Origin of the sequence: Bradyrhizobium ganzhouense (assembly GCF_049949285.1) — a bacterium.
GTDB lineage: Bacteria > Pseudomonadota > Alphaproteobacteria > Rhizobiales > Xanthobacteraceae > Bradyrhizobium > Bradyrhizobium ganzhouense.
The window spans coordinates 4,604,109-4,624,312 of sequence record NZ_CP181318.1 but is presented as its reverse complement, the minus strand read 5'-3'; the positions used below and the strand labels follow the sequence as shown (position 1 = coordinate 4,624,312).

At 64.3% G+C, this 20,204-nt stretch carries 20 protein-coding genes; 8 read left to right on the top strand and 12 right to left on the bottom strand.

Annotation, left to right across the window (positions count from 1 at the left end):
- Positions 1-58: 58 nt before the first annotated feature.
- The gene (locus tag ACLFLU_RS21125; protein ID WP_426406811.1) at positions 59-1,315 is read right to left on the bottom strand and encodes an FAD-dependent oxidoreductase; all 1,257 of its coding nucleotides are present in this window, start codon (positions 1,313-1,315) and stop codon (positions 59-61) included.
- Positions 1,316-1,395: 80 nt separating this feature from the next.
- A complete protein-coding gene (locus tag ACLFLU_RS21120) occupies positions 1,396-2,919 on the bottom strand; it encodes a caspase family protein (RefSeq protein WP_426406810.1) in 1,524 nt (507 codons plus the stop codon).
- 194 nt (positions 2,920-3,113) lie between these two features.
- Here ACLFLU_RS21120 and ACLFLU_RS21115 point away from each other — a divergent pair, with 194 nt between their 5' ends.
- The 5 genes from ACLFLU_RS21115 (at position 3,114) to fabA (ACLFLU_RS21095) (ending at position 8,406) form a co-directional block, all read left to right on the top strand.
- Positions 3,114-4,079, top strand: a complete 966-nt coding sequence (locus tag ACLFLU_RS21115) for a helix-turn-helix transcriptional regulator (RefSeq protein ID WP_426406809.1) — start codon at positions 3,114-3,116, stop codon at positions 4,077-4,079.
- A 282-nt stretch (positions 4,080-4,361) separates the two neighbouring features.
- A complete protein-coding gene (locus tag ACLFLU_RS21110; protein WP_426406808.1) occupies positions 4,362-5,909 on the top strand; it encodes a DEAD/DEAH box helicase in 1,548 nt (515 codons plus the stop codon).
- A 128-nt stretch (positions 5,910-6,037) separates the two neighbouring features.
- A complete protein-coding gene (locus tag ACLFLU_RS21105; RefSeq protein ID WP_426406807.1) occupies positions 6,038-7,108 on the top strand; it encodes a GGDEF domain-containing protein in 1,071 nt (356 codons plus the stop codon).
- 118 nt (positions 7,109-7,226) lie between these two features.
- A complete protein-coding gene (gene fabA, locus ACLFLU_RS21100) occupies positions 7,227-7,757 on the top strand; it encodes a bifunctional 3-hydroxydecanoyl-ACP dehydratase/trans-2-decenoyl-ACP isomerase (RefSeq protein ID WP_426406806.1) in 531 nt (176 codons plus the stop codon).
- Between the two features lie 118 nt (positions 7,758-7,875).
- Positions 7,876-8,406 (top strand): bifunctional 3-hydroxydecanoyl-ACP dehydratase/trans-2-decenoyl-ACP isomerase, encoded by a 531-nt coding sequence (gene fabA / locus ACLFLU_RS21095; protein ID WP_426406805.1) that lies wholly within the window; start codon positions 7,876-7,878, stop codon positions 8,404-8,406.
- A gap of 105 nt (positions 8,407-8,511) precedes the next feature.
- On the opposite strand, the gene ACLFLU_RS21090 is transcribed toward fabA (ACLFLU_RS21095), so the two are convergent.
- From ACLFLU_RS21090 to ACLFLU_RS21050, 9 genes are all read right to left on the bottom strand, one after another.
- Positions 8,512-8,970 carry a TfoX/Sxy family protein gene (locus ACLFLU_RS21090; protein ID WP_426406804.1) on the bottom strand — a complete coding sequence of 153 codons (459 nt, stop codon included), beginning with the start codon at positions 8,968-8,970 and terminating at the stop codon, positions 8,512-8,514.
- Between the two features lie 187 nt (positions 8,971-9,157).
- Complete coding sequence (locus tag ACLFLU_RS21085) at positions 9,158-9,499, bottom strand: HesB/IscA family protein (protein ID WP_063203306.1); 342 nt, start codon at positions 9,497-9,499, stop codon at positions 9,158-9,160.
- 118 nt (positions 9,500-9,617) lie between these two features.
- A complete protein-coding gene (locus tag ACLFLU_RS21080) occupies positions 9,618-9,989 on the bottom strand; it encodes an SUF system Fe-S cluster assembly protein (RefSeq protein ID WP_007609827.1) in 372 nt (123 codons plus the stop codon).
- Positions 9,986-11,233 carry a cysteine desulfurase gene (locus tag ACLFLU_RS21075; protein WP_426406803.1) on the bottom strand — a complete coding sequence of 416 codons (1,248 nt, stop codon included), beginning with the start codon at positions 11,231-11,233 and terminating at the stop codon, positions 9,986-9,988. Before ACLFLU_RS21075 ends, ACLFLU_RS21080 begins: the two co-directional genes overlap by 4 nt.
- On the bottom strand, positions 11,230-12,534 hold the full coding sequence (gene sufD, locus ACLFLU_RS21070; RefSeq protein ID WP_426406802.1) for a Fe-S cluster assembly protein SufD: 1,305 nt from the start codon (positions 12,532-12,534) through the stop codon (positions 11,230-11,232). The genes ACLFLU_RS21075 and sufD overlap by 4 nt, the downstream gene beginning before the upstream one ends.
- Before the next feature lie 11 nt (positions 12,535-12,545).
- Positions 12,546-13,298 carry a Fe-S cluster assembly ATPase SufC gene (gene sufC, locus ACLFLU_RS21065; RefSeq protein ID WP_426406801.1) on the bottom strand — a complete coding sequence of 251 codons (753 nt, stop codon included), beginning with the start codon at positions 13,296-13,298 and terminating at the stop codon, positions 12,546-12,548.
- Between the two features lie 62 nt (positions 13,299-13,360).
- Positions 13,361-14,857, bottom strand: a complete 1,497-nt coding sequence (gene sufB / locus ACLFLU_RS21060) for a Fe-S cluster assembly protein SufB (RefSeq protein WP_426406800.1) — start codon at positions 14,855-14,857, stop codon at positions 13,361-13,363.
- A 125-nt stretch (positions 14,858-14,982) separates the two neighbouring features.
- On the bottom strand, positions 14,983-16,122 hold the full coding sequence (locus ACLFLU_RS21055) for a cysteine desulfurase family protein (RefSeq protein WP_426406799.1): 1,140 nt from the start codon (positions 16,120-16,122) through the stop codon (positions 14,983-14,985).
- Between the two features lie 51 nt (positions 16,123-16,173).
- Positions 16,174-17,367, bottom strand: coding sequence for an acyltransferase family protein (locus ACLFLU_RS21050; protein ID WP_426406798.1), 1,194 nt, complete (start codon positions 17,365-17,367; stop codon positions 16,174-16,176).
- A gap of 44 nt (positions 17,368-17,411) precedes the next feature.
- On the opposite strand from ACLFLU_RS21050, the gene ACLFLU_RS21045 reads away from it, so the two are divergent.
- From ACLFLU_RS21045 to ACLFLU_RS21035, 3 genes are all read left to right on the top strand, one after another.
- Entirely contained in the window at positions 17,412-18,362 is a 951-nt protein-coding gene (locus tag ACLFLU_RS21045; protein ID WP_426406797.1) for a LytTR family DNA-binding domain-containing protein, read from the top strand.
- A 351-nt stretch (positions 18,363-18,713) separates the two neighbouring features.
- Positions 18,714-19,361 carry an alpha/beta hydrolase gene (locus ACLFLU_RS21040; protein WP_014495555.1) on the top strand — a complete coding sequence of 216 codons (648 nt, stop codon included), beginning with the start codon at positions 18,714-18,716 and terminating at the stop codon, positions 19,359-19,361.
- Positions 19,362-19,368: 7 nt separating this feature from the next.
- Positions 19,369-19,881, top strand: a complete 513-nt coding sequence (locus tag ACLFLU_RS21035; RefSeq protein ID WP_426406796.1) for a DUF1697 domain-containing protein — start codon at positions 19,369-19,371, stop codon at positions 19,879-19,881.
- Here the strand turns inward: ACLFLU_RS21035 and ACLFLU_RS21030 are convergent.
- A complete protein-coding gene (locus ACLFLU_RS21030; protein WP_426406795.1) occupies positions 19,878-20,201 on the bottom strand; it encodes a DMT family transporter in 324 nt (107 codons plus the stop codon). The genes ACLFLU_RS21035 and ACLFLU_RS21030 overlap by 4 nt on opposite strands.
- Positions 20,202-20,204: the final 3 nt, after the last annotated feature.

Here is a 20,204-nt window from a genome sequence, read left to right as displayed (position 1 = left end):
ACGAACGCAACGCCAAGCGCGCGATTTAACGCGACATTATCCCTACCAAATCCCTGCGCTACGACGCCGGCGCGGCCTTCGAATGCACATGCTCGGGCCGCACACCGAGCGCAAGGAAGCGTGCCGGAATCCCCTGAAGCCATGGCCATGCGGAGATCAAACGCAGCAGCAGCGGCACCTTGAGCGGACGATCGCCGCCCTGCAGCGCTCCGCTGATGATGTGGTTCTGCACGATCACTTGCATCGCCTGCGTCATCTTCACCGGGAATTCACGGCGGCGCCGCACGGCATCGAGCTCATCCTCCGATGGACAGCCGCGAGTCAGCCCGTCCGCGAGCAGGTTTGCGGTCGCGACCGCATCCTGCACGGCAAGATTGACGCCGACGCCGCCGATCGGCGACATCGCATGCGCGGCGTCGCCGATGCAGAGCAAGCCAGGCCGCGCCCAGCGGCTCAGGCGATTGATCGCGACCGTGAGAAGCTTGACGTCGTCAAAACTCCTCACCTCGGCAATTCCGGATCGCAGGACCGGCGCCATGCGCACGACGTCGTCGAGCAGCGCCTGCAATCCCCTCGTCTTCACCGCATCGTATTGTCCCTTGGCGATGACATAGGCGCACTGCCAGTATTCGCCGCGATCGAACGTGACCATCATCTTGCCGGGCTCGATCCGCGCAAACAGGTTTTCGGTCTCGTCCGGCTTGCGGCCGGCGCGAAACCAGAGCACGTCCATCGGCGCGCCGATCTCCTCGACGCTGAGACCCGCGCGTTCGCGCACCGTCGAATGCCGGCCGTCGCAGGCGATGGTGAGATCGGCCTCGATGTCGACGATGCCGTCGGTCGTCATGGCGCGCACGCCGGCGATGGCATCGCCGCGGCGGATCAGGTCGACGGCCTCGGTGCTCATCAGCACCTCGAGCGAGGCGAAGCGTCGGCCCGCCTCGCGCAGGAAATTGAGAAAATCCCACTGCGGCATGAAGGCGATGAAGGGGTACTTCGTATTCAACCGGCTGAGATCGGCGATCCGCACCTTGGTGCCGCCGAACAGACCGTCCATCTTCTGCAACCGCTGATGCGGCAGCTTGAGGAAGCCGTCGATCAGGCCGAGTTCGTCCATCACCTGGAGCGTCGAGGGATGCACGGTGTCGCCGCGAAAATCGCGGAAGAAATCGGCATGCTTCTCCAGCACCACGACATCGATGCCGGCACGCCCCAGCAGATAGCCGAGCATCATGCCGGCCGGCCCACCGCCGACGATGCAGCAACGGACTTTTCGAACGCGCGATGCGGGTTGATCCGGCGTGACTGTGTCCATGACCCGACTCTCATGCTGCATCGGCTAGCTAGATTGTAGCGCCGGCGAGCGTCGGGAGCATGTTCAATCTGAAAAAGCGCTCAATTGTTGCTGCGGTTGACCGTACGAAAACTCTTGACCTCGGACACGCTGCCGTCGCGGTAGGTCAATTCGACGGACATGAACTGCGTCGTCGGCGGAAGCTTCTGGTACAGCAACATGCCGGCCGTGATCGCTGAGGGATCGCGGAGATCGCATGGCGGCAGCTTCAGCACCTTGTCCGGCACCGCCGTATCGATGCCGATGCGCACCTCGCGGATCGCGCAGCGGTACGACACGAGATGCGTGTAATAGACCAGCAGCCCGTTGAACTCTCGGAACGACAACCAGCTCGTGGCGGTCATGTCGAGGATCTTGCGCTGATCGCGGACCAACGCCGCTTCGGGATCGAACTTGATCGGGAACGGACCCTGCATGTCGCCGGAAGCATCGACGTAGCGGACCTCGATGGTGCCGGCCGGCGCGTCCGGGGGCAGCTCGATCGACGGATTCGGCATCCGCTTGCGCGTGCGCGGATCGAGCGTGTCCATGAAGCCGGTCTCGCGGAAATCACCGCTGCCGGCCATGCGCCAGGACACCCCGAGCGTGGGATCGGCGAAGGAGAACGTCACGCTCCAGCCGCCATTGTGGCGCGAGAAGCTCGCGATCGGCGCGTTGGTGGTCTCCTCCTTTGGCACGCGCGGCACCGAGACCGGCGGCAGCGCCGCGACCTTCTGCGGCGGCGGGTCGGCCGGACGCGCGGCCGCGGCCGCAGTGTCCTTCGCGGCACCGCTGAGGAAAACGTCGTCGACCATCTGGTCGAAATAGACCGGCACCTGCTTGTGCTTGACGGTATCGGCCATCTCGCTGACGAGGCGGCGCGTGTGCTGTGCGACCTGCACGAGGTTCTCGCCGGGCTGCAGCAGTTCCTTGGCGAAGGTGCGCGTGAACACCGAATTGGGATTGGCATCGTCGTTGGAGAGGCGATCGAGCGCGGTCTGCCGCGGGCCTGCCGAGAACACCGAGAACACGCCTTCGGGCAGCTGCGTCATCGGCGCAAGCCCGCCACCGCCGGCGACTGCGCGCGTGCCGCTACGCTCGAACGGATTGTTGCGGCAGGCGTCGAACACCAGGATCGAGGTGCGCGCCTTCTTGTTCTGGAGCCGCTCGACGACACGGTCGGCGAGAATGGAAGCGTCGCGCACCAGCTCTTCCTGGCCTTCCGTCGCCGCCGGCACGTCGGTCGGCAACAGATAGTTCTGGCCCGCGATCTCGAAACCGTGGCCGGCGTAGAAGAAGAACGCGGTGTCGCCGGGCTCGATCGCCCGGTCGAAGGCGAGCAGCGTCTCGGAGAATTGCTGACGGTTCTGGTTTTCGGCGACCATCACGGTGAAGCCGAGCTGCTTCAACGTATCGCCCATGGTGCGGGCGTCGTTGACGGCCTTCAGGAGCTTGGGGACGTTCTTGTAGTCGTTGTTGCCGACGACGAGCGCGACGCGCTTTTCGGCATGTGCGGCACTCACGAAACCGCAGAGGCTCGCCGCCAAGCCAAGCGCCGCCAAAACTCTGAAAGCACGACGCGTCATCGTAATATTCCTGTCACAGAACGGCTCCCCGATGGCTCCATGCGGACCCTTACGCCGTTGATGTGATAGTCGGTCCAGCCATAACGGTGGTTCAACCGGTCAGTCCTGCGGTTCCATTATCTGGCCTATGGCAGATTCCCGTGGAATCTGCTTTTTCTTCTTGGGCGGAATTCCGTTGGGGACGAGGGGCTGCCGTGTATAGCTGGTGCACCGACGAGGTCGAGCCACACGACCGCTTCGACTTTTGGCGCGAGGTGCGCGCCAAGGGGCTGTTCGGGGTCACGGCGGAACTCGAGCGCGAACGCCGCGCTCAGTTTTACGGCAAATTCTCGCTGAGCCAGGTCGGCAATGGTGCCCTTGTGGAGCTGAAGGCCTCGTCCTATGCAGTCGAGCGCAGCCAGGCCGACATCGGCTACGCGCCGGGTGACAGCGTCTGCGTCTACCAGCAGCTCGGTGGCGGCGGCTGGTTCGGCGGCATGCGCACAAACGATTTTGCGATCGCCAATGGCACCTTTGCCACCAGCCATACCGACCTGACCTACCGCACGAGGCCGCTGGGCGCTTCCGGTTTCCACCTGCGGATCCTGAAGATCCCCGTCAGCGGACTCGCGACAGAGGACAAGCGCACGCGCGAGCTTGCGCCCAAGGTTTTCAACGATCCCGCTCTCGCACCTCTGCTCGATGCCTGCTTTGCCGACCTCGGCGAGGCGGCCGCGGCGACTGATGGTTCGTCCGCCGCCGTCCCGCTTGTGCAGGCCTTGGGGCATCTGGCGCTAATGGAGCGCGGCATCGTCAGGCCGGGCAGCCGGCGCGGACAGGCCGCGCTCCGGACCGCCCGCCTCTCGCTGGCGCGGCGGCTGATCGCGCGCCATCTGCAAGACCCCGATCTGGCGCCGACGCAGGTGGCCGATTTGCTCGGCGTCTCCGTGCGCCATTTGCACATGCTGTTCGAGGTCGCCGACCGCAGCTTCTCCCAGACCGTGACGGAAGAGCGGCTGAAGAGAAGCCGCCGCTTGATGCGCGAAGCGCCGGAGCGGCTGATCGCCGACATCGCCAGCGCCTGCGGTTTCGAGAGCCTGGCGACCTATTACCGGGTCTTCAACGCCGCCTATGGCATGGCGCCTGGCGATTTCCGGGCCCAGGCCGCAGGGGGGCGTTAACCACCGGGCTGGCCGCCGCGGCGAAAAGCCGAGCCACGCCCGGTATTTGGGCAAAAACCTCAGGGTTTTTAGGACCTTCCCGCGCCTGCTCCATTGACTTTGGCCGATTCCGCCCTATGTTCCGGGGCAACGCGGCTCGGTATCGAAGAGCGATTCCTGAGCTTGGCGCTTTGTTCGCGTGAGTCAGCACCCCCAGCTTCTTTGAGAGCGCGCCGTTTCGGGGTGGAACGCGACAGCCTTAATTACCCTCGATTCCGAACGGCGGTTTCGACCAGAGGCTCAATGTCCTTTTCCAATCTCGGACTATCCGAAAAAGTCCTCGCCGCAGTGGCGGCCACCGGTTACACCACCCCTACCCCCATTCAGGAACAGGCGATCCCCCACGTCCTCGCACGCAAGGACGTGCTCGGCATCGCCCAGACCGGCACCGGCAAGACCGCGGCCTTCGTGCTGCCGATGCTCACCATCCTCGAAAAGGGACGCGCCCGCGCACGAATGCCGCGCACGCTGATCCTGGAGCCGACCCGCGAGCTCGCAGCGCAGGTGAAGGAAAACTTCGACCGCTACGGTGCCGGCCAGAAACTCAACGTCGCCCTGCTGATCGGCGGCGTCTCCTTCGGCGACCAGGATGCCAAGCTGACCCGCGGCGTCGACGTGCTGATCGCAACCCCGGGCCGGCTGCTCGACCATACCGAGCGCGGCGGCCTGCTGCTCACCGGCGTCGAGCTGCTTGTCATCGACGAAGCCGACCGCATGCTGGACATGGGCTTCATCCCCGACATCGAGCGCATCTGCAAGCTCGTCCCCTTCACGCGGCAGACCCTGTTCTTCACCGCGACCATGCCGCCGGAAATCCGGCGCATCACCGAAGCCTTCCTGCACAATCCGCAGAAGGTCGAAGTCTCCAAGCCCGCCACCACCGCGGTCACCGTCACGCAATCGCAAGTGCCTGCCGGGCGCGAGGCGCATGAGAAGCGCGAGCTGCTACGTCGCCTGCTGCGCGAGGCCAAGGATCTCAAGAACGCGATCATCTTCTGCAATCGCAAGCGCGAGGTCGCGGTCGTTCACAAGTCGCTTCAGAAGCACGGGTTCAGCGTCGGCGCGCTCCATGGCGACATGGACCAGCCGGCCCGCATGGCGGCACTCGAACAGTTCCGCAAGGGTGAGCTGCCGCTGCTGGTCGCCTCTGACGTCGCGGCCCGCGGCCTCGACATTCCCGAGGTCAGCCACGTCTTCAATTTCGACGTCCCCCATCATCCCGACGACTACGTCCATCGCGTCGGCCGCACCGGCCGTGCAGGCCGCACCGGCACCGCGATCTCGATCGTGACACCGCTCGACCAGAAGTCGATGGTGGCGATCGAGAAGCTGATCGGCCAGAGCATTCCCCGCGCCGAAGGCGATTACGAAGTCCACGCCGACAGCGGTGAGCAGGGCGACCGCCCGCGCGAATCGCGCGGCCGCGATCGTGAACGTTCCCGCGGCGGACGCGGCAAGCCGCAGCGCGGTCGGGACCGCGAGCGCAGCCACGAGCCGCGCGAGGCGCGACACCCCTCCGAGGCAACGCCTTCGTCGGATGCAAGACCTGCTGCCGAAGCACGGCCCGCACGCGAAGCGCGGCCGGCACGTGAGGCAAGGCCTCCGCGCGAAGCCAGGCAATCCTCCGAGCCGCGTCATGGCGCGCGCCAGCAGGCCAACAATTCGCATCATGTGCCGTCAATCGGCCGTCCCGAGCCGCGCCGCCAGCGCGAGGCCGATACCGAGCCCGGCGATCACTCGCATCTCCCGGCCTTCCTGCTCCGACCGGTTCGCTCCCCCGCCGGAGCCTGAGCCCACGATGCACGCGTAAGTTGAACGGCCGGCCGTTTACCGACCGTTCATCATCGTCCGTTAGCCTACGAACATAATTTAAGCATTGCTGCGGTCGCTGGCGCACCGATCGCTGTGGGGTATGTTCTGTGGTCAAGGTTCTCGATGAACACGAACGCACGATGGCGTTCGCCGAGGTGGCGCTCGGCCAGATCCGGTCGCTGAAGCAGACCGCAATTCCCCGCAATTACGAGATCTGGTACGTCTACGCGACCGGCTACAATGCCCCGCTCAACAAGATCATCAACGAGACGCTGGCACGCAACGGCAAGCTGACCGAAGCCGATCTCGAGCAGATCTACGACACCTATCTCTCCCACATCAAAACCACCGACCGCATCGACAAGGTCGGCGCGCGCGTCATCGGTGAGATCGACGACGTCGTAGATGTATTGAGCGAAGCTCTCGGGATGACCAGCTCTTACGACGCGAGCCTGTCGGGCGCGGCCAAGGAGCTGTCATTGGCCAAAAAGGCCGACCAGATCCAATCGATCGTCGAATCTCTGCTCAGCTCGACACGCGAAATGCGCGAGAGCAACAAGACGCTTGAAGATCGGCTCATCCTTGCAAAGAGCGAGATCAGCAATCTCCAGCAGAGCCTGGAGGCGATCCGCGCCGAGAGCCTGACCGACCCGCTGACCGGTCTTGGCAACCGCAAATATTTCGACCGCATGATCGGCATGGCCGTGCAGAGCGCGCTCGCGAGCGGCGAGCCGCTGTCGCTCCTGCTGTTCGACATCGACCATTTCAAATCGTTCAACGATTCCTACGGCCATCTCACCGGCGACCAGGTGCTCCGGCTGGTCGGCCTGTCCCTAAAGCAGACAATCAAAGGCCAGGATATTACCGCGCGCTATGGCGGCGAGGAATTCGCAGTGGTGCTGCCCAATACCGCGCTGCGCCAGGCTCTCACCGTCGCCGACCATATCCGCCGCGCCGTGATGGCGAAAGAATTGAAGAAGAAGTCGACCGGCGAGATCCTCGGCCGCGTCACCATCTCCGTCGGCGTATCCATGCTGAAGCAGGGTGACGACACTGACACGCTGATCGATCGTGCGGACGCCTGCCTCTACGCGGCCAAGCGCAACGGCCGCAACCGCGTGATCTGCGAAGTCGATCCCGAATACGCGATCGAGACGCACAACCGGGTGGTGGCCTGAGCCGCCAGTCGCGCCCGCGACATCTCTCCTTCATGCAGCCGTAATAGGCCTGAGCGACACGTCGAGCACGTGACGCGCAATCGACGTTCGACCGATCGCGATCGAAAGGCCCAGCGTCTTGCCCAATCCGCACGACTTTCACGCGCCGCAATCCTCATACAGCGGGATCGACCTGCTTCGGGCCAGCGACGGTGGCTTCTTCGGCCCGGGCAACGCGCAATTGCCCGCGCCCCCCTTGCTGCTGATGGATCGCATCCCCGAGATCAGTCTGGACCGCGGCGAGTTCGGCAAGGGTCACATCGTGTCCGAGCTGGACGTGACGGCCAGCCTCTGGTTCTTCGAATGTCACCTCCCCGACGACCCCGTGATGCCGGGAAGCCTCAGCCTCGACGCGCTGTGGCAGATGGTCGGCTATTGGCTCGCCTGGTCAGGCTCGCCGGGGACGATCCGGGCGCTGGGCGTCGGCGCCGTCAAGTTCAGGGGGCAGATCACACCGGACATCAAACGCGTGCGCTACGAGGTTGCGATGCGCCAGGTGAAGCGAGGCAGGCTGGCCCTCGGTGTCGCGGATGGACGCGTGCTCGCCGATGACACCTGCGTCTATGTTGTACGGGATCTGCGCGTCGGTCTGACTACGTCCGCAGCCTGACATCGCCGCGGCAGGGTCTGTCCGCCGCGCGCTTGACATTATTCCCGGACGGACGACATCTGAGGCTGTGTCGTCGGCCCCGTGCACCCGACCGTGCGCCCACAGAGGTTCTGTCGTCTTGCCAAACCCGCATGATTTTCACAGGCCACAACCGTCCTACACCAAGGATGAGCTGCTGAGATCGAGCGACGGTGGCTATTTCGGCCCGGGCAATGCGCAATTGCCGGCCCCGCCGATGCTGATGATGGACCGCATCACCGAGATCAGCCTCGACGGCGGCGAGTTCGGCAAGGGCCATATCGTCGGCGAGCTCGACATCGTGCCGGATCACTGGTTCTTCGATTGTCACTATCGCGGTGACGCCATGATGCCGGGAAGTCTCGGCCTGGATGCGATGTGGCAGATGGTCGGCTACTGGCTCGGCTGGTCGGGCTCACCGGGCAAGGGCCGCGCCATCGGCGTCGGCGAGATCGAGGTCACGGGCGCCATCACGCCGGAGACGCGGTCGGTGCGCTACGAGGTCGCCATGCGCATGGTCCGCCGCGGCAAGCTGGTGCTCGGAATAGCCGATGGCCGCGTGCTGGCCGACGGCACTTGCGTATGTGTGGCGAAGGATATGCGGGTTGGCCTGACCAAAGCCGTGGATTGATCGTCAGGTCCTGTAGGGCGGGCAATGGCGCGACGTGCCGTGCCCACCATTTCTCCGGCATCTCTACCCTGAACGGTGGGCACGCTTCCGCCTTCGCTCTGCGAGCTACGGCGGACGAGTCGCTTTGCCCACTCTACGAACCGTCTTCTTGGTTACTTTCTTGGCCGACCGCTTCTTGGCGGCGGGCTTCTTTGCCGCGGCCTTTTTCGCAGGCTTGCTCGCGGCTTTCCCCTTCGGCCGCTTCTTCACCTTGGCGCGCTGTGCGGCGGCTAGCGCCGCCCTCGCCCATTGCGCCAGCTCCTCGGAATCGTCGAACAGGCGCGCCGGCAGCTCCCAATAAGAATTCACCAGAACGGTCTTGGCGCGGGTCGAATATTGGAACGGTTTCGAGCCTTCGGCTTCAAAGTCCGGGATCGTCACCTCATCGGCCCGGAAGAACAGGCCGGCGCGCAAGGCGAGCGCGAAGTTGATGCCGTCGGCGGAGATGCCGTAGCCGGAGAACATCTTTCGGATGGCGACGGGGCCGAAATCGGCGAACAGGTCGATCAGGAATTCGCGGTCCATGGCCCACATCTCTCCCCAGCGTCGTCCTGGCCTTGTGCGCAATTGCGCACTGGAGCCACGACCCATTACCACAGGGAGGAGTTTAGCGAAGACTGTCGGTACTGACATCTCGTTCCATCGAGACATCACGCGGTATCGGCCCTGGCTTTCGCCGGGACGACGGCGGAGTGAGACGAAAGAGTCGGGCTTACCCGTCGATCTTCGCGGGCCGCAACTCGACCGACTCGCCACAGCCGCAGGCGGAGATCTGGTTGGGGTTGTTGAAGACGAACTGGGCCTGCATCTTGTCGGCCTTGTAGTCCATCTCGGTGCCGAGCAGGAAGAGCACGGCCTTGGGGTCGACCAGGATCTTGACGCCCTTGTCCTCGACGACTTCGTCGGTCGGTCGGACATCATGGGCGTATTCGACCGTGTAGGATTGGCCGGCGCAGCCGCCATTCTTCACGCCAACGCGTAAGCCCACGATCTCCGAATCGGCGCGCTGGGTCAGCTCACTGATGCGCTGGGCGGCGGCGTCCGTCAGCCGCATGACCTGCGGGCGGGGCCGACGCGGCTTCGGAGTGGACGCTGGTGTCGAGCCGGACGAAATCTGTGTCATGTCAGTGATGTGGTCCGTTGCGGAGCGAATTCAATACCAAGGTTACGCGTCACCACATGTTGAGGACGAGGCGGGCCTCGTCGCTCATGCGTTCCGGCGTCCAGGCCGGCTCCCAGACGACCTTGACGTCGACCACGCCGACGCCGGGAACGCTGGCGACCGCGTTCTCGACCATGGTCGGCAGCTCGCCGGCGGCCGGACAGTTCGGCGTCGTCAGCGTCATCTGCACGTCGACGGAACGATCGTCCTTGATCTCGACCTTGTAGATCAGGCCAAGCTCGTAGATGTCGGCCGGGATTTCCGGATCGAACACGGTCTTGAGCCCCGCGATGATCTCGGTGGTCAGGCGTTCGGTCTCCTCCGGCGGCAGCGCCGAACGGGTCTCCATCGGATTGGCTTTGATTTCGGCCGTGTCACTCATGCGAACAAATCCCGCGCCTTCAACAGCGCCTGTGCCAGATGATCGACTTCTTCCCGCGTATTATACATGCCGAACGAGGCGCGGCAGGTGGCCGTCACGTTGAACCGCTCTAAAAGCGGCATCACGCAATGGGTGCCGGCGCGGACCGCGATGCCCTGGCGGTCGATCACGGTGGCGACGTCATGGGCGTGCGCGCCCTTGAGCTCGAAGGAGATCACCGGGCCCTTGCCCCGCGCGGTGCCGATCAGCCGCAGCGAGTTGATCTCGCGCAGCTTCTCCTGGGCGTAGGCGGTGAGATCGGCTTCGTGCGCGGCGATGCGCTCCTTGCCGATCGAATTGACGTAGTCGATGGCTGCGCCAAGGCCGACGGCCTCGACGATCGCGGGCGTACCCGCCTCGAATTTGTGCGGGGGATCGCCATAGGTGACGATGTCGCGCGAGACCTCGCGGATCATCTCGCCGCCGCCGTTATAGGGGCGCATCGCGACGAGGTGGTCGTACTTGGCCCAGAGCACGCCGATGCCGGTGGGACCGTACACCTTGTGCCCAGTGAAGACGTAGAAGTCGCAGCCGATGTCCTGAACGTCGACGGGCAGATGCACGGCGCCCTGGCTGCCGTCGACCAGCACGGGAATGCCGCGGGCATGGGCGATCTTCACGACGTCCTTGACCGGCACGATGGTGCCGAGCGCATTCGACATCTGCGTGATCGCGACCAGCTTGGTCTTCGACGTCAACAGCTTCTCGAATTCGTCGATGAGGAAATTGCCCTCGTCGTCGACCGGCGCCCACTTGATTACGGCACCCTGGCGTTCCCTGAGGAAATGCCAAGGTACGATGTTGGAGTGGTGCTCCATGATCGAGATAACGATCTCGTCGCTGTCTTTGATGTTCGGCCCGCCCCAGGACGAGGCGACCAGATTGATCGCTTCGGTGGCGTTGCGGGTGAAGATCACTTCCTCAGGTCGCGCAGCGTTGATGAACTGCGCGACCTTGGTGCGGCCGCCCTCATAGGCTTCGGTCGCAGCGTTGGCGAGGTAGTGCAGGCCGCGATGCACGTTGGCGTATTCGGACTGATAAGCCTGCGTCATGCGCTCGAGCACAGCGCTCGGCTTTTGCGCAGAGGCGGCGTTGTCGAGATAGACCAGCGGCTTGCCGTAGATCTGCATGGCGAGCGCCGGAAAGTCCTGGCGCACGCGCGCGACGTCATAGGAGCCGTTCCTAACTGCGGGATGCGTGCTCATTGGCGGCGCTCCAGCCAGCGCTCGGCGATGCCGATCACGTGCTCGCGCAAGCCGTCGTCAGCGATCTGCTCGATCGCCTCGCCGACGAAAGCCTGGATCAACAGCGCCTGAGCCTGCTTCTCGGGCAGGCCACGCGCCTTCAGATAGAACAGCAGACTGTCGTCCAGCGCGCCGGCGGTGGCGCCGTGGCCGCAGGAGACGTCGTCGGCAAAGATCTCGAGCTCGGGCTTGTTGTCAGCCTCGGCTTCGTCCGAGAGCAGCAGCGCGCGGGTCATCATCTTGCCGTCGGTCTTCTGCGCGTCGGGACGGACGATGATGCGGCCCTGGAACACCGAGTGCGCACGATCGTCGATCACCGCGCGAAAAACCTCGCGGCTGACGCAGTTGGGCACGGCATGGTCGACCACCAGCGTGGTGTCGCCATGCTCGGTCTTCTGCAACAGGTTCACGCCATTGGCCGAGAGCTCGCTGCCCTCGCCCGCCAGCGTGATGAAGCCTTGCAGGCGGCTGACAGCCGCGCCGGTGGTCATGTTGAAGAAATTGAGTTTGACGTTGGCGCCGACCGTCACGAAATGCGAGGTCACGTTCAGCGCATCGGGCGCATCGTCCATCAAGCGGATATGCGCGACATCGGCATCGTCGCCGATCGTGATGAGCACGGCGTCGTTGATCTGGTAGGCCTTGGCGCCAGCCGCAACGAAACTCTCAACGATCGTGGCGCGAGCGCCCTTCCCGACCGCAACCTGCGAACGGGTGAAGCTAGATGCGGAAGCTGCGGTCGCGATGTGGATGATCTGGATCGGTGCGGACAGCTGGGCGCCGTCGGCAATCGACAGCACCACGCCATCGGTCGCCATCGCTGCGTTGAGCGCGATCACGGCGTCGATAGAAGCGGTCTTCAGCAGACCAGCATCCTTCTCCAGCGTCTCACGCGACGTCTTGAAGCCCGCATCGGTGGCGAACGCCTTGACGTCGGAGAGCTCAGCCACGAACACGCCATCGACCAGCACCAGCTTGCGGGCGCCGGCAATCGCATGCGTCTTCACCGCATCCGCGGCGCGCTTCAGCGCCGCCGCATCCGGCGCGGCTGCCAACGGCAGCATCTCGCCGACCAGCGCGCGGAGATCAGTGTATTTCCACTCCTCGATCCGGCGGTGCGGCAGGCCGAGACGCTCATAGGTCTCGAACGCCTCGCGGCGCGCCGCGATCACGGAAGGCGAACCCGGCAGCCGGCCTTCGCCGCTGGCGAAGAGATCGCTCACCGCGCGGCCGCTCCCGGTCTTTGCCACAGCAACGTTCATCGCAAAATTCCTTACGCGGCGTCCTCGAACTGGGTGTAGCCGGACGCTTCCAGCTCCAGCGCCAGTTCCTTGCCGCCGCTCTTCACGACGCGGCCCTTCGACATCACGTGCACCACGTCGGGCACGATGTAGTTCAGCAGCCGCTGATAGTGGGTGATGACGACCATCGCACGCTTGGGCGAATGCAGCGCGTTGACGCCGTCGGCCGCAATGCGCAGCGCGTCGATGTCGAGGCCCGAATCCATCTCGTCGAGGATGCACAGGCTCGGCTCGAACAGCGCCATCTGCAGCACCTCGTTGCGTTTCTTCTCGCCGCCGGAGAAGCCGACATTGACGCCGCGCTTGAGCATGTCCTGCGGGATGTTCAGCGACTTCGAGACTTCGCGGACTTTCTTCAAAAAGTCCGGCGTCGAATACTCGCTCTCGCCGCGCGCCTTGCGCTGCGCGTTCAGCGCGGTGCGCAGGAAGGTCATGGTGGCGACGCCGGGAATTTCGACCGGATACTGAAACGCTAGGAACACGCCCTTGGCTGCTCGCTCCTCGGGTGCCATCTCCAGCAGGTCCTCGCCTTTGAACAGGATCTGGCCGTCAGTGACCTCGTAGCCAGGCTTGCCGGCGATGACATGGGAGAGCGTCGACTTGCCGGAGCCGTTCGGCCCCATGATCGCGTGGATCTCGCCCTCGTTCACGGTCAGCGTCAGCCCGTGGAGGATCTCACGCTCCTCGACACGAACCTTCAGATCTTTCACTTCAAGCAAAGCCATCTTGGTATCCAGTTTATTCAATTGATGTTGGAGCGCGAGCTGCGCACCGCGAGGGTCGGCAATTAGCCGACCGACCCTTCAAGCGAGATCGAGATCAGCTTCTGCGCTTCCACCGCGAATTCCATCGGCAGTTGCTGAAGCACGTCTTTGACGAAGCCATTGACGACGAGGCCGACAGCCTCTTCCTGCGAAAGACCGCGCTGGACGCAGTAGAACAGCACGTCCTCGGAGATCTTCGAGGTCGTCGCCTCGTGCTCGAAGGTTGCCGACGAGTTCTTGGCTTCGATGTACGGCACGGTGTGCGCGCCGCATTTGTCGCCGATCAGCAGGGAATCGCACGCCGTGAAGTTGCGCGCGCCGGTCGCTTTCCGATGCGCGGTGACAAGGCCGCGATAGGTGTTCTGCGACTTGCCGGCGGCGATGCCCTTCGAGATGATCCGGCTCGACGTGTTCTTGCCGAGATGGATCATCTTGGTGCCCGAATCGACCTGCTGGAAGCCGTTCGAGATCGCGATCGAGTAGAACTCGCCGCTGGAATTGTCGCCGCGCAGGATGCAGCTCGGATACTTCCAGGTGATGGCGGAGCCGGTCTCGACCTGGGTCCAGGAAATCTTGGAGCGGTCGCCGCGGCAGTCGCCACGCTTGGTGACGAAATTGTAGATGCCGCCCTTGCCTTCCGAGTTGCCCGGGTACCAGTTCTGCACCGTCGAATATTTGATCTCGGCGTCGTCGTGCGCGACGAGCTCGACCACGGCGGCATGCAGCTGATTCTCGTCGCGCTGCGGCGCGGTGCAGCCTTCGAGATAGGAAACGTAGGAGCCCTTGTCGGCGATGATCAGCGTGCGCTCGAACTGGCCGGTGTTGCGCTCGTTGATACGGAAATAGGTCGACAGCTCCATCGGGCAGCGCACGCCCGGCGGCACGTAGACGAACGAGCCGTCGGAGAACACCGCCGAATTCAGCGTCGCGTAGAAATTGTCCGAGGTCGGAACCACCGAGCCCAGATATTTCTGCACCAATTCGGGGTGCTCGCGGATGGCTTCCGAGATCGGCATGAAGATCACGCCGGCCTTCTTCAGCTCTGCCTTGAAGGTGGTCGCCACCGAGACCGAATCGAAGACAGCGTCGACCGCGATCTTGCGGCGGGCCGGATCTTGCTCGCCGGGCTTAGGCTCGACGCCTTCGAGCATGGCGACTTCCCGCAAGGGAATGCCGAGCTTCTCGTAGGTCTTCAGAATCTCGGGGTCGATCTCGTCGAGCGAGGTGACCGTCTTTTTCGGCTTCGGCGCCGCGTAGTAATAGAGGTCCTGGAAGTCGATCTTGGGATATTCGACGCGGGCCCAGGTCGGCTCGGTCATGGTCAGCCAGCGCCGATAGGCTTCCAAGCGCCACTGGAGCATCCAGGCGGGCTCGTTCTTCTTCTCGGAGATGAACCTGACGGTGTCTTCGGACAGCCCCTTCGGGGCCTTGTCGGACTCGATCTGGGTCTCAAACCCATAACGATACTGGTCGACGTCGATGCGCTTGACGCGCTCGACCGTCTCTTGGACGGCTGGCATTCTATCCTCCGCTCGCGGTTTCAAGGACCGCGGTGGATCAAACTCGAACGAGTATTACGATGTTTATTACGATGTTTTTTGGCGGAAAGCACGGGCTTAGAACCGTTCAAGCCGTGTTTCGTCGCTTAGCCTCTAAGTAGGGTATTACCGAGCTTTCGCCAAGCCTCTAACGCCCTGTTGATGTCATCCGGTTCCGTGGACCAGCCCAGACTGAGGCGCACCGCTCCCTGGGCCACGGTGGCATCGTACCCCATCGCCGACAGCACGTGAGACGGCTGGACCTTGCCCGAGGAACAGGCCGAGCCCGAGGATACGGCGATGCCTTCGAGATCGAAGCCGATCACGGCAGTCTCGGCTTTGAGCCCGGGCGCGGTGAAAAGGACGGTATTTGGCAACCTCTCGACGTCGTCCGCGAAGATGATCGCCCCGGCAATGCCCCGAAGTCCATTTCCCAAGCGATCCCTGAGGCTTACCATCTGCTCCGCATCTTCCGGCAGAGCCTGAACAGCGGCTTTGACCGCCGCACCGAAGCCGGCGATGCCGGCGACATTCTCGGTTCCGGCCCGCCGGCCCAGCTCCTGTCCGCCGCCCCTCAGCACCGGCTCCAACCCGGCAAGCCCCTCGGCCACGACCAGCGCGCCGATGCCCTTGGGACCGCCGATCTTGTGCGCAGAAAAGGTCGCAAGGTCCGCGCCTACCGCGTTAATATTGAACGCAATTTTGCCGAGCGCCTGGATCGCGTCGATGTGCAGGAGGCCGCCGGCCTCGTGAACGAGCCCGGCCGCTTCTGCCACCGGCTGAAGCGCGCCGGTTTCATTATTGGCCGCCATGATCGAGACCAGCGCCGGCGGGCCTTCGGCGAGCAGCGCCCGGAGATGATCGAGGTCGACGACGCCGGAGCGTGTGACCCGGATCTGGCCGATGTCGCCGGCCGGGAAGCGGCCGCCCGCGAGCACCGACGCATGCTCGACCGCGGAGACCAGGAGCCGCCGCGCCGGCTCGCCCGATCGGCTGCGCAAGCTGGGCGACAGCGCCAGCGCGTTGGCCTCGGTTCCGGCGGAGGTGAAAACCACGTTCCGCGGCAGCGCGCCGACGGCCGCCGCAAGCGAGCTACGTGCGTCCTCGACCAGCCGCCGCGCCTCCCGTCCCTCGGCATGGACCGAGGACGGATTGCCGATCAGCTCGTAAGCGGCCAGCATCGCCGCGCGCGCCTCGGCGCGCAGCGGCGTGGTCGCATTCCAGTCGAGATAGACGCGGCTTGGCATGGCGCCCTCTTAGCACCTTTTGCCCTCGCGCCAATCGGCAGCTGCCGCACATCAGGCCGGCTGTTGCTGCGCAATTCCGCCAACGGAACGGGGCTCCATCCGCAATCCGAACAGCGGCCGCAGCCAGGCGATCCGGCGGGCGATCTCGTAGGTGACGAAACACGTGAGCGCGGTGCCTGATATCACGATGGCGGCTTCGCTTCCCGCTGACAGCCCACTGCCCCGCAGCGCGTGCGCGATCACGATGATCGCGGTCTGATGCACGATGTAATAGGGAAAGATCGCATCGGTCAGATAGCGGCGCACGGGGCCATCGGCCGTCAAATGACGTCGCGCAAAGCCGAGCACTGCCGCCATCGCCAGCCATTGGTAGCAGCCGTAGACCGAGCCGGCGAACCATCTCGGCACGGACGACGGCGCGAGCAAGCCGGCATAGACAAGGACGAAGATGGTGAAGCAGCCAGCCGCCACGGCGAGCGCTACCCATCGTTGCCGCTCGATGGCGCGCCAGATGCCGTCCTGGCGGGCGAGCAGGAAGCCGATCAGGAACGCACTCGCGTAGTCCGCGTGATTGTACCAGTCCCCGAACAGCGCATGCGTCGACGGGAAGATCGGCGCGAGCGACAGCCTCCAGACTGCGTACAGCAGGCATGGCAGCACCAGCAGCCATGGCCCGGCGAGCACAGCCGCCAGCCTCTCACCGATCCAGTCGGCAGCCGCCGGCCACACGCACAACACGCCAACCAGGGCCATGGTGTAGACCCAGAGATAGACCACGAACCAGAGATGGTTCCAGGTCGGCTGCACGATGCAGGGGTTCGGACAGAACTGCGCGCCGAACGCCAGATAGTGATGGACGTAGAAATCAGCAAAACCTGCGGGATAGCCGAGGCTCTCGACGATCTGCAGATAGGACTGCGGCGGCACGATCACGAGCATGCCGAAGATCAGCGGAATCAGCAGCCGCACCGACCGCGCGCGGGCGAAGGCGGCGAGCCGATACTTTCCCAGCATAAATCGGCTGGCGACCCCCGAGACCAGGAACAGCAGCGACAACCGCCAGGGATTGAGCACCAGCATCACCGGCTCGAGCCAGGTCAGCCGGTGCTCGCTCTTGATGTGAAACCCCCAGGACACGTAGAGCATGCCGACGTGGTAGAAGATCAACAGCCCGAAGGCTAAAATCCGCACCCAATCCAGATCGATGCGTCGATCCGAAGTCGAAACTTGCCGCGGTGTTAACATGGTTCTCTGCTCCTTGCCGGGACGGCAAACACGGTTTTCGGGCCATGGCTGACGGCCAAAATGCCCCCGAAACGGAGCGCGTCGAGACGGTTTGGGATCAGGACCGGGCGCGAGGGGACGAGGCGTCGCCGTCTGGGACGAGCGGTTGGCCCGGCGGGATCAATGGCTACTGGACGATGTTCGCTGCGATCGCAGCCGTCGCGCTCGCCATCGGCATCGTCAATGCGCTGTCCGGCGCACAGGACGCGGCCTGGCGTGGCGACAGCTATGACATTGGCCGGCGACTGTTCCGGGAGCTGTCGAGCATCATCGTCATCCTTCTGCTGGTGCCGATCCTGGCGCTTGCCGTCCGGCGCATTCGCGGGACGACGGTCCTGGCGGCGCGGATCGGAATCGCTGCGGCCGCCCTGCTCGGCTTCTCGGCCCTCCACATCACCGGCATGGTGGGCCTGCGGAAACTCCTGCTTTGGCTCGCGGGAGGCGCCTATGACTTCCACTTCTCGCTGGCGACGGTCCTGTACGAGTTCCGCAAGGATGCCGTCACCGCGCTGCTGCTCGGAGCAACGCTCTGGCTGATCGATAGCCGGCGCGAGCTGAGGAAGGTCGCGCGCCAGCCCGCGTCCATGCGGGCCGCTCCGCAGGAGCAACCATCCCACGATCTGATCTGGCTCCGGGACGGCAACAGCCGCATCCGGGTCGCACCGCGGGATATCCTGTGGGTCGCCTCCGCCGGCAACTATATCGAATACATCCTCGCTAACGGCACCCAGCACCTGATCCGCGGCACGTTGGCCGCGACCGAAAGCGAGCTCGCCCGCTTCGCCATCGTGCGCGTGCACCGGACCAGGCTCGCCAATCTCGACCGGGTGAGCGGCGTGGACTTCAAGCCGTCAGGAGATTTCGAGCTCACATTCGACAACGGGCAGACGCTTGGGGGCAGCCGCCGCTACCGGCCCGCGGTCGCATCGCTCGGAGGGCGCACCGCGCCTGTGTGAATCGCTCGCCGGACGCCCGACGGTCGATAAACGATCGTGATTCCAATTAGTTGCTGCCACGGATGCGAGCCTGGCGATGACCCCGCGCCATCCCGGCCACCATTGGCATGACACCGCGATGACCGGCTAAGTTCTTGAGCACATTGGCAGATGTCGAAGATGCTTGCTTTTAGCCCCGCAGCCTATGTTAGAACGCGGCCGTCAAGTCACCGCGCGCCATTTGCGCATCACCGCGAGGCGCACGCCTTCTCGCCCTTCCATTCGCGCTCTCGCCGGCGTCGCTGCCGATGAGGCCACAATCGGTTGATTGCGGAGAACCGTCTCTCCAGGACATCAATCAAGAGATCATCCATGCCCGAAGTTATTTTCACTGGCCCCGCCGGCCGTCTCGAAGGCCGCTATCACCCGGCCAAGCAGAAGAACGCGCCGATCGCGATGATCCTGCATCCACATCCGCAGTTTCACGGCACGATGAACCATCAGATCGTGTACCAGTGCTACTACGCCTTCGCGCATCGCGGCTTCTCGGTGCTGCGCTTCAACTTCCGCGGCGTCGGCCGCAGCCAGGGCTCGTTCGACCACGGCACCGGCGAATTGTCGGATGCCGCAGCGGCACTCGACTGGGCGCAGACCATCAATCCCGAGGCGCGCGCCTGCTGGGTCGCCGGCTTCTCCTTCGGCGCCTGGATCGGCATGCAGCTTCTGATGCGCCGCCCCGAGGTCGAAGGCTTCATCTCGATCGCGCCGCCGGCTAATCTCTACGACTTCTCCTTCCTTGCGCCCTGCCCGTCCTCGGGCCTGATCGTGCATGGCGAGAAGGACGCCGTGGTGCCGCCGAAGGACGTCAACACGCTGGTCGAGAAGCTGAAGACGCAGAAGGGCATCGTGATCGACCAGCAGGTCATCCCCGGCGCCAACCACTTCTTCGACGCCAAGCTCGAGCCGCTGATGGAAACCATCACGGCCTATCTCGACATGCGCCTGGCCAACGTGCGCTGAGATTGACATGGCCGCGTTCGTAGCCCTGCTGCGCGCGGTCAATGTCGGAGGCACCGGCAAGCTGCCGATGACCGAGCTCAAGGCGATGTGCGAAGAGCTCGGTTTCGGTGCTGTGCGCACCTACATCGCCAGCGGCAATGTGGTCTTTACCAGCCGCAAATCAGAAGCTGCGATCAAGGGCGCACTCGAGCAGCGCCTCCACGCCTACGCCGGTGCGCCGCTTGGCGTGCTCGTGCGCAGCGCAGCCGAAATGGCGCAAGTCGCGACCGACAATCCCTTTCCCAAAGCCGCACCCAACCGCACGGTTGCGATCTTCCTCGACAAGGCCCCGCCCGCTGATGCGCTGTCTGGGATTCGCGGCCAGAAGAACGAGGAGCTGCGCCTCGGCCGCCGCGAGATCTACGTCCACTATGGCGACGGCATGGGGACATCGAAGCTCGTCATCCCCGCCGCGAAAAGCGGCACCGCGCGCAACATGAACACGATCGCGACGCTGGCGAAGATGGCCGCGGAGCTCTAGGCCAGCTTCAGCGCAGCGATCCCTGTCAGCACCAGCGCGATGCCGACAAGTTTCATCGCGCTCAAGGTCTCGCCGAACAACACGACGCCCATGACGAAGGTGCCGGCGGCGCCGATGCCGGTCCACACCGAATAAGCGACGCCGACCTCGAGCACTTTCAAGGCGCGTCCCAGCAGGAAAACGAAGGCGGCGAGCAGTACCAGCGAAACGATGCTCCAACCTGCGCGCGTGTAACCTTCGGCATATTTCATCGAGATCGCCCAGCCGACATCGAGCGCGCCGGCGATCACCAGCATCAGCCAGGCCACAGATGACGGCATAGC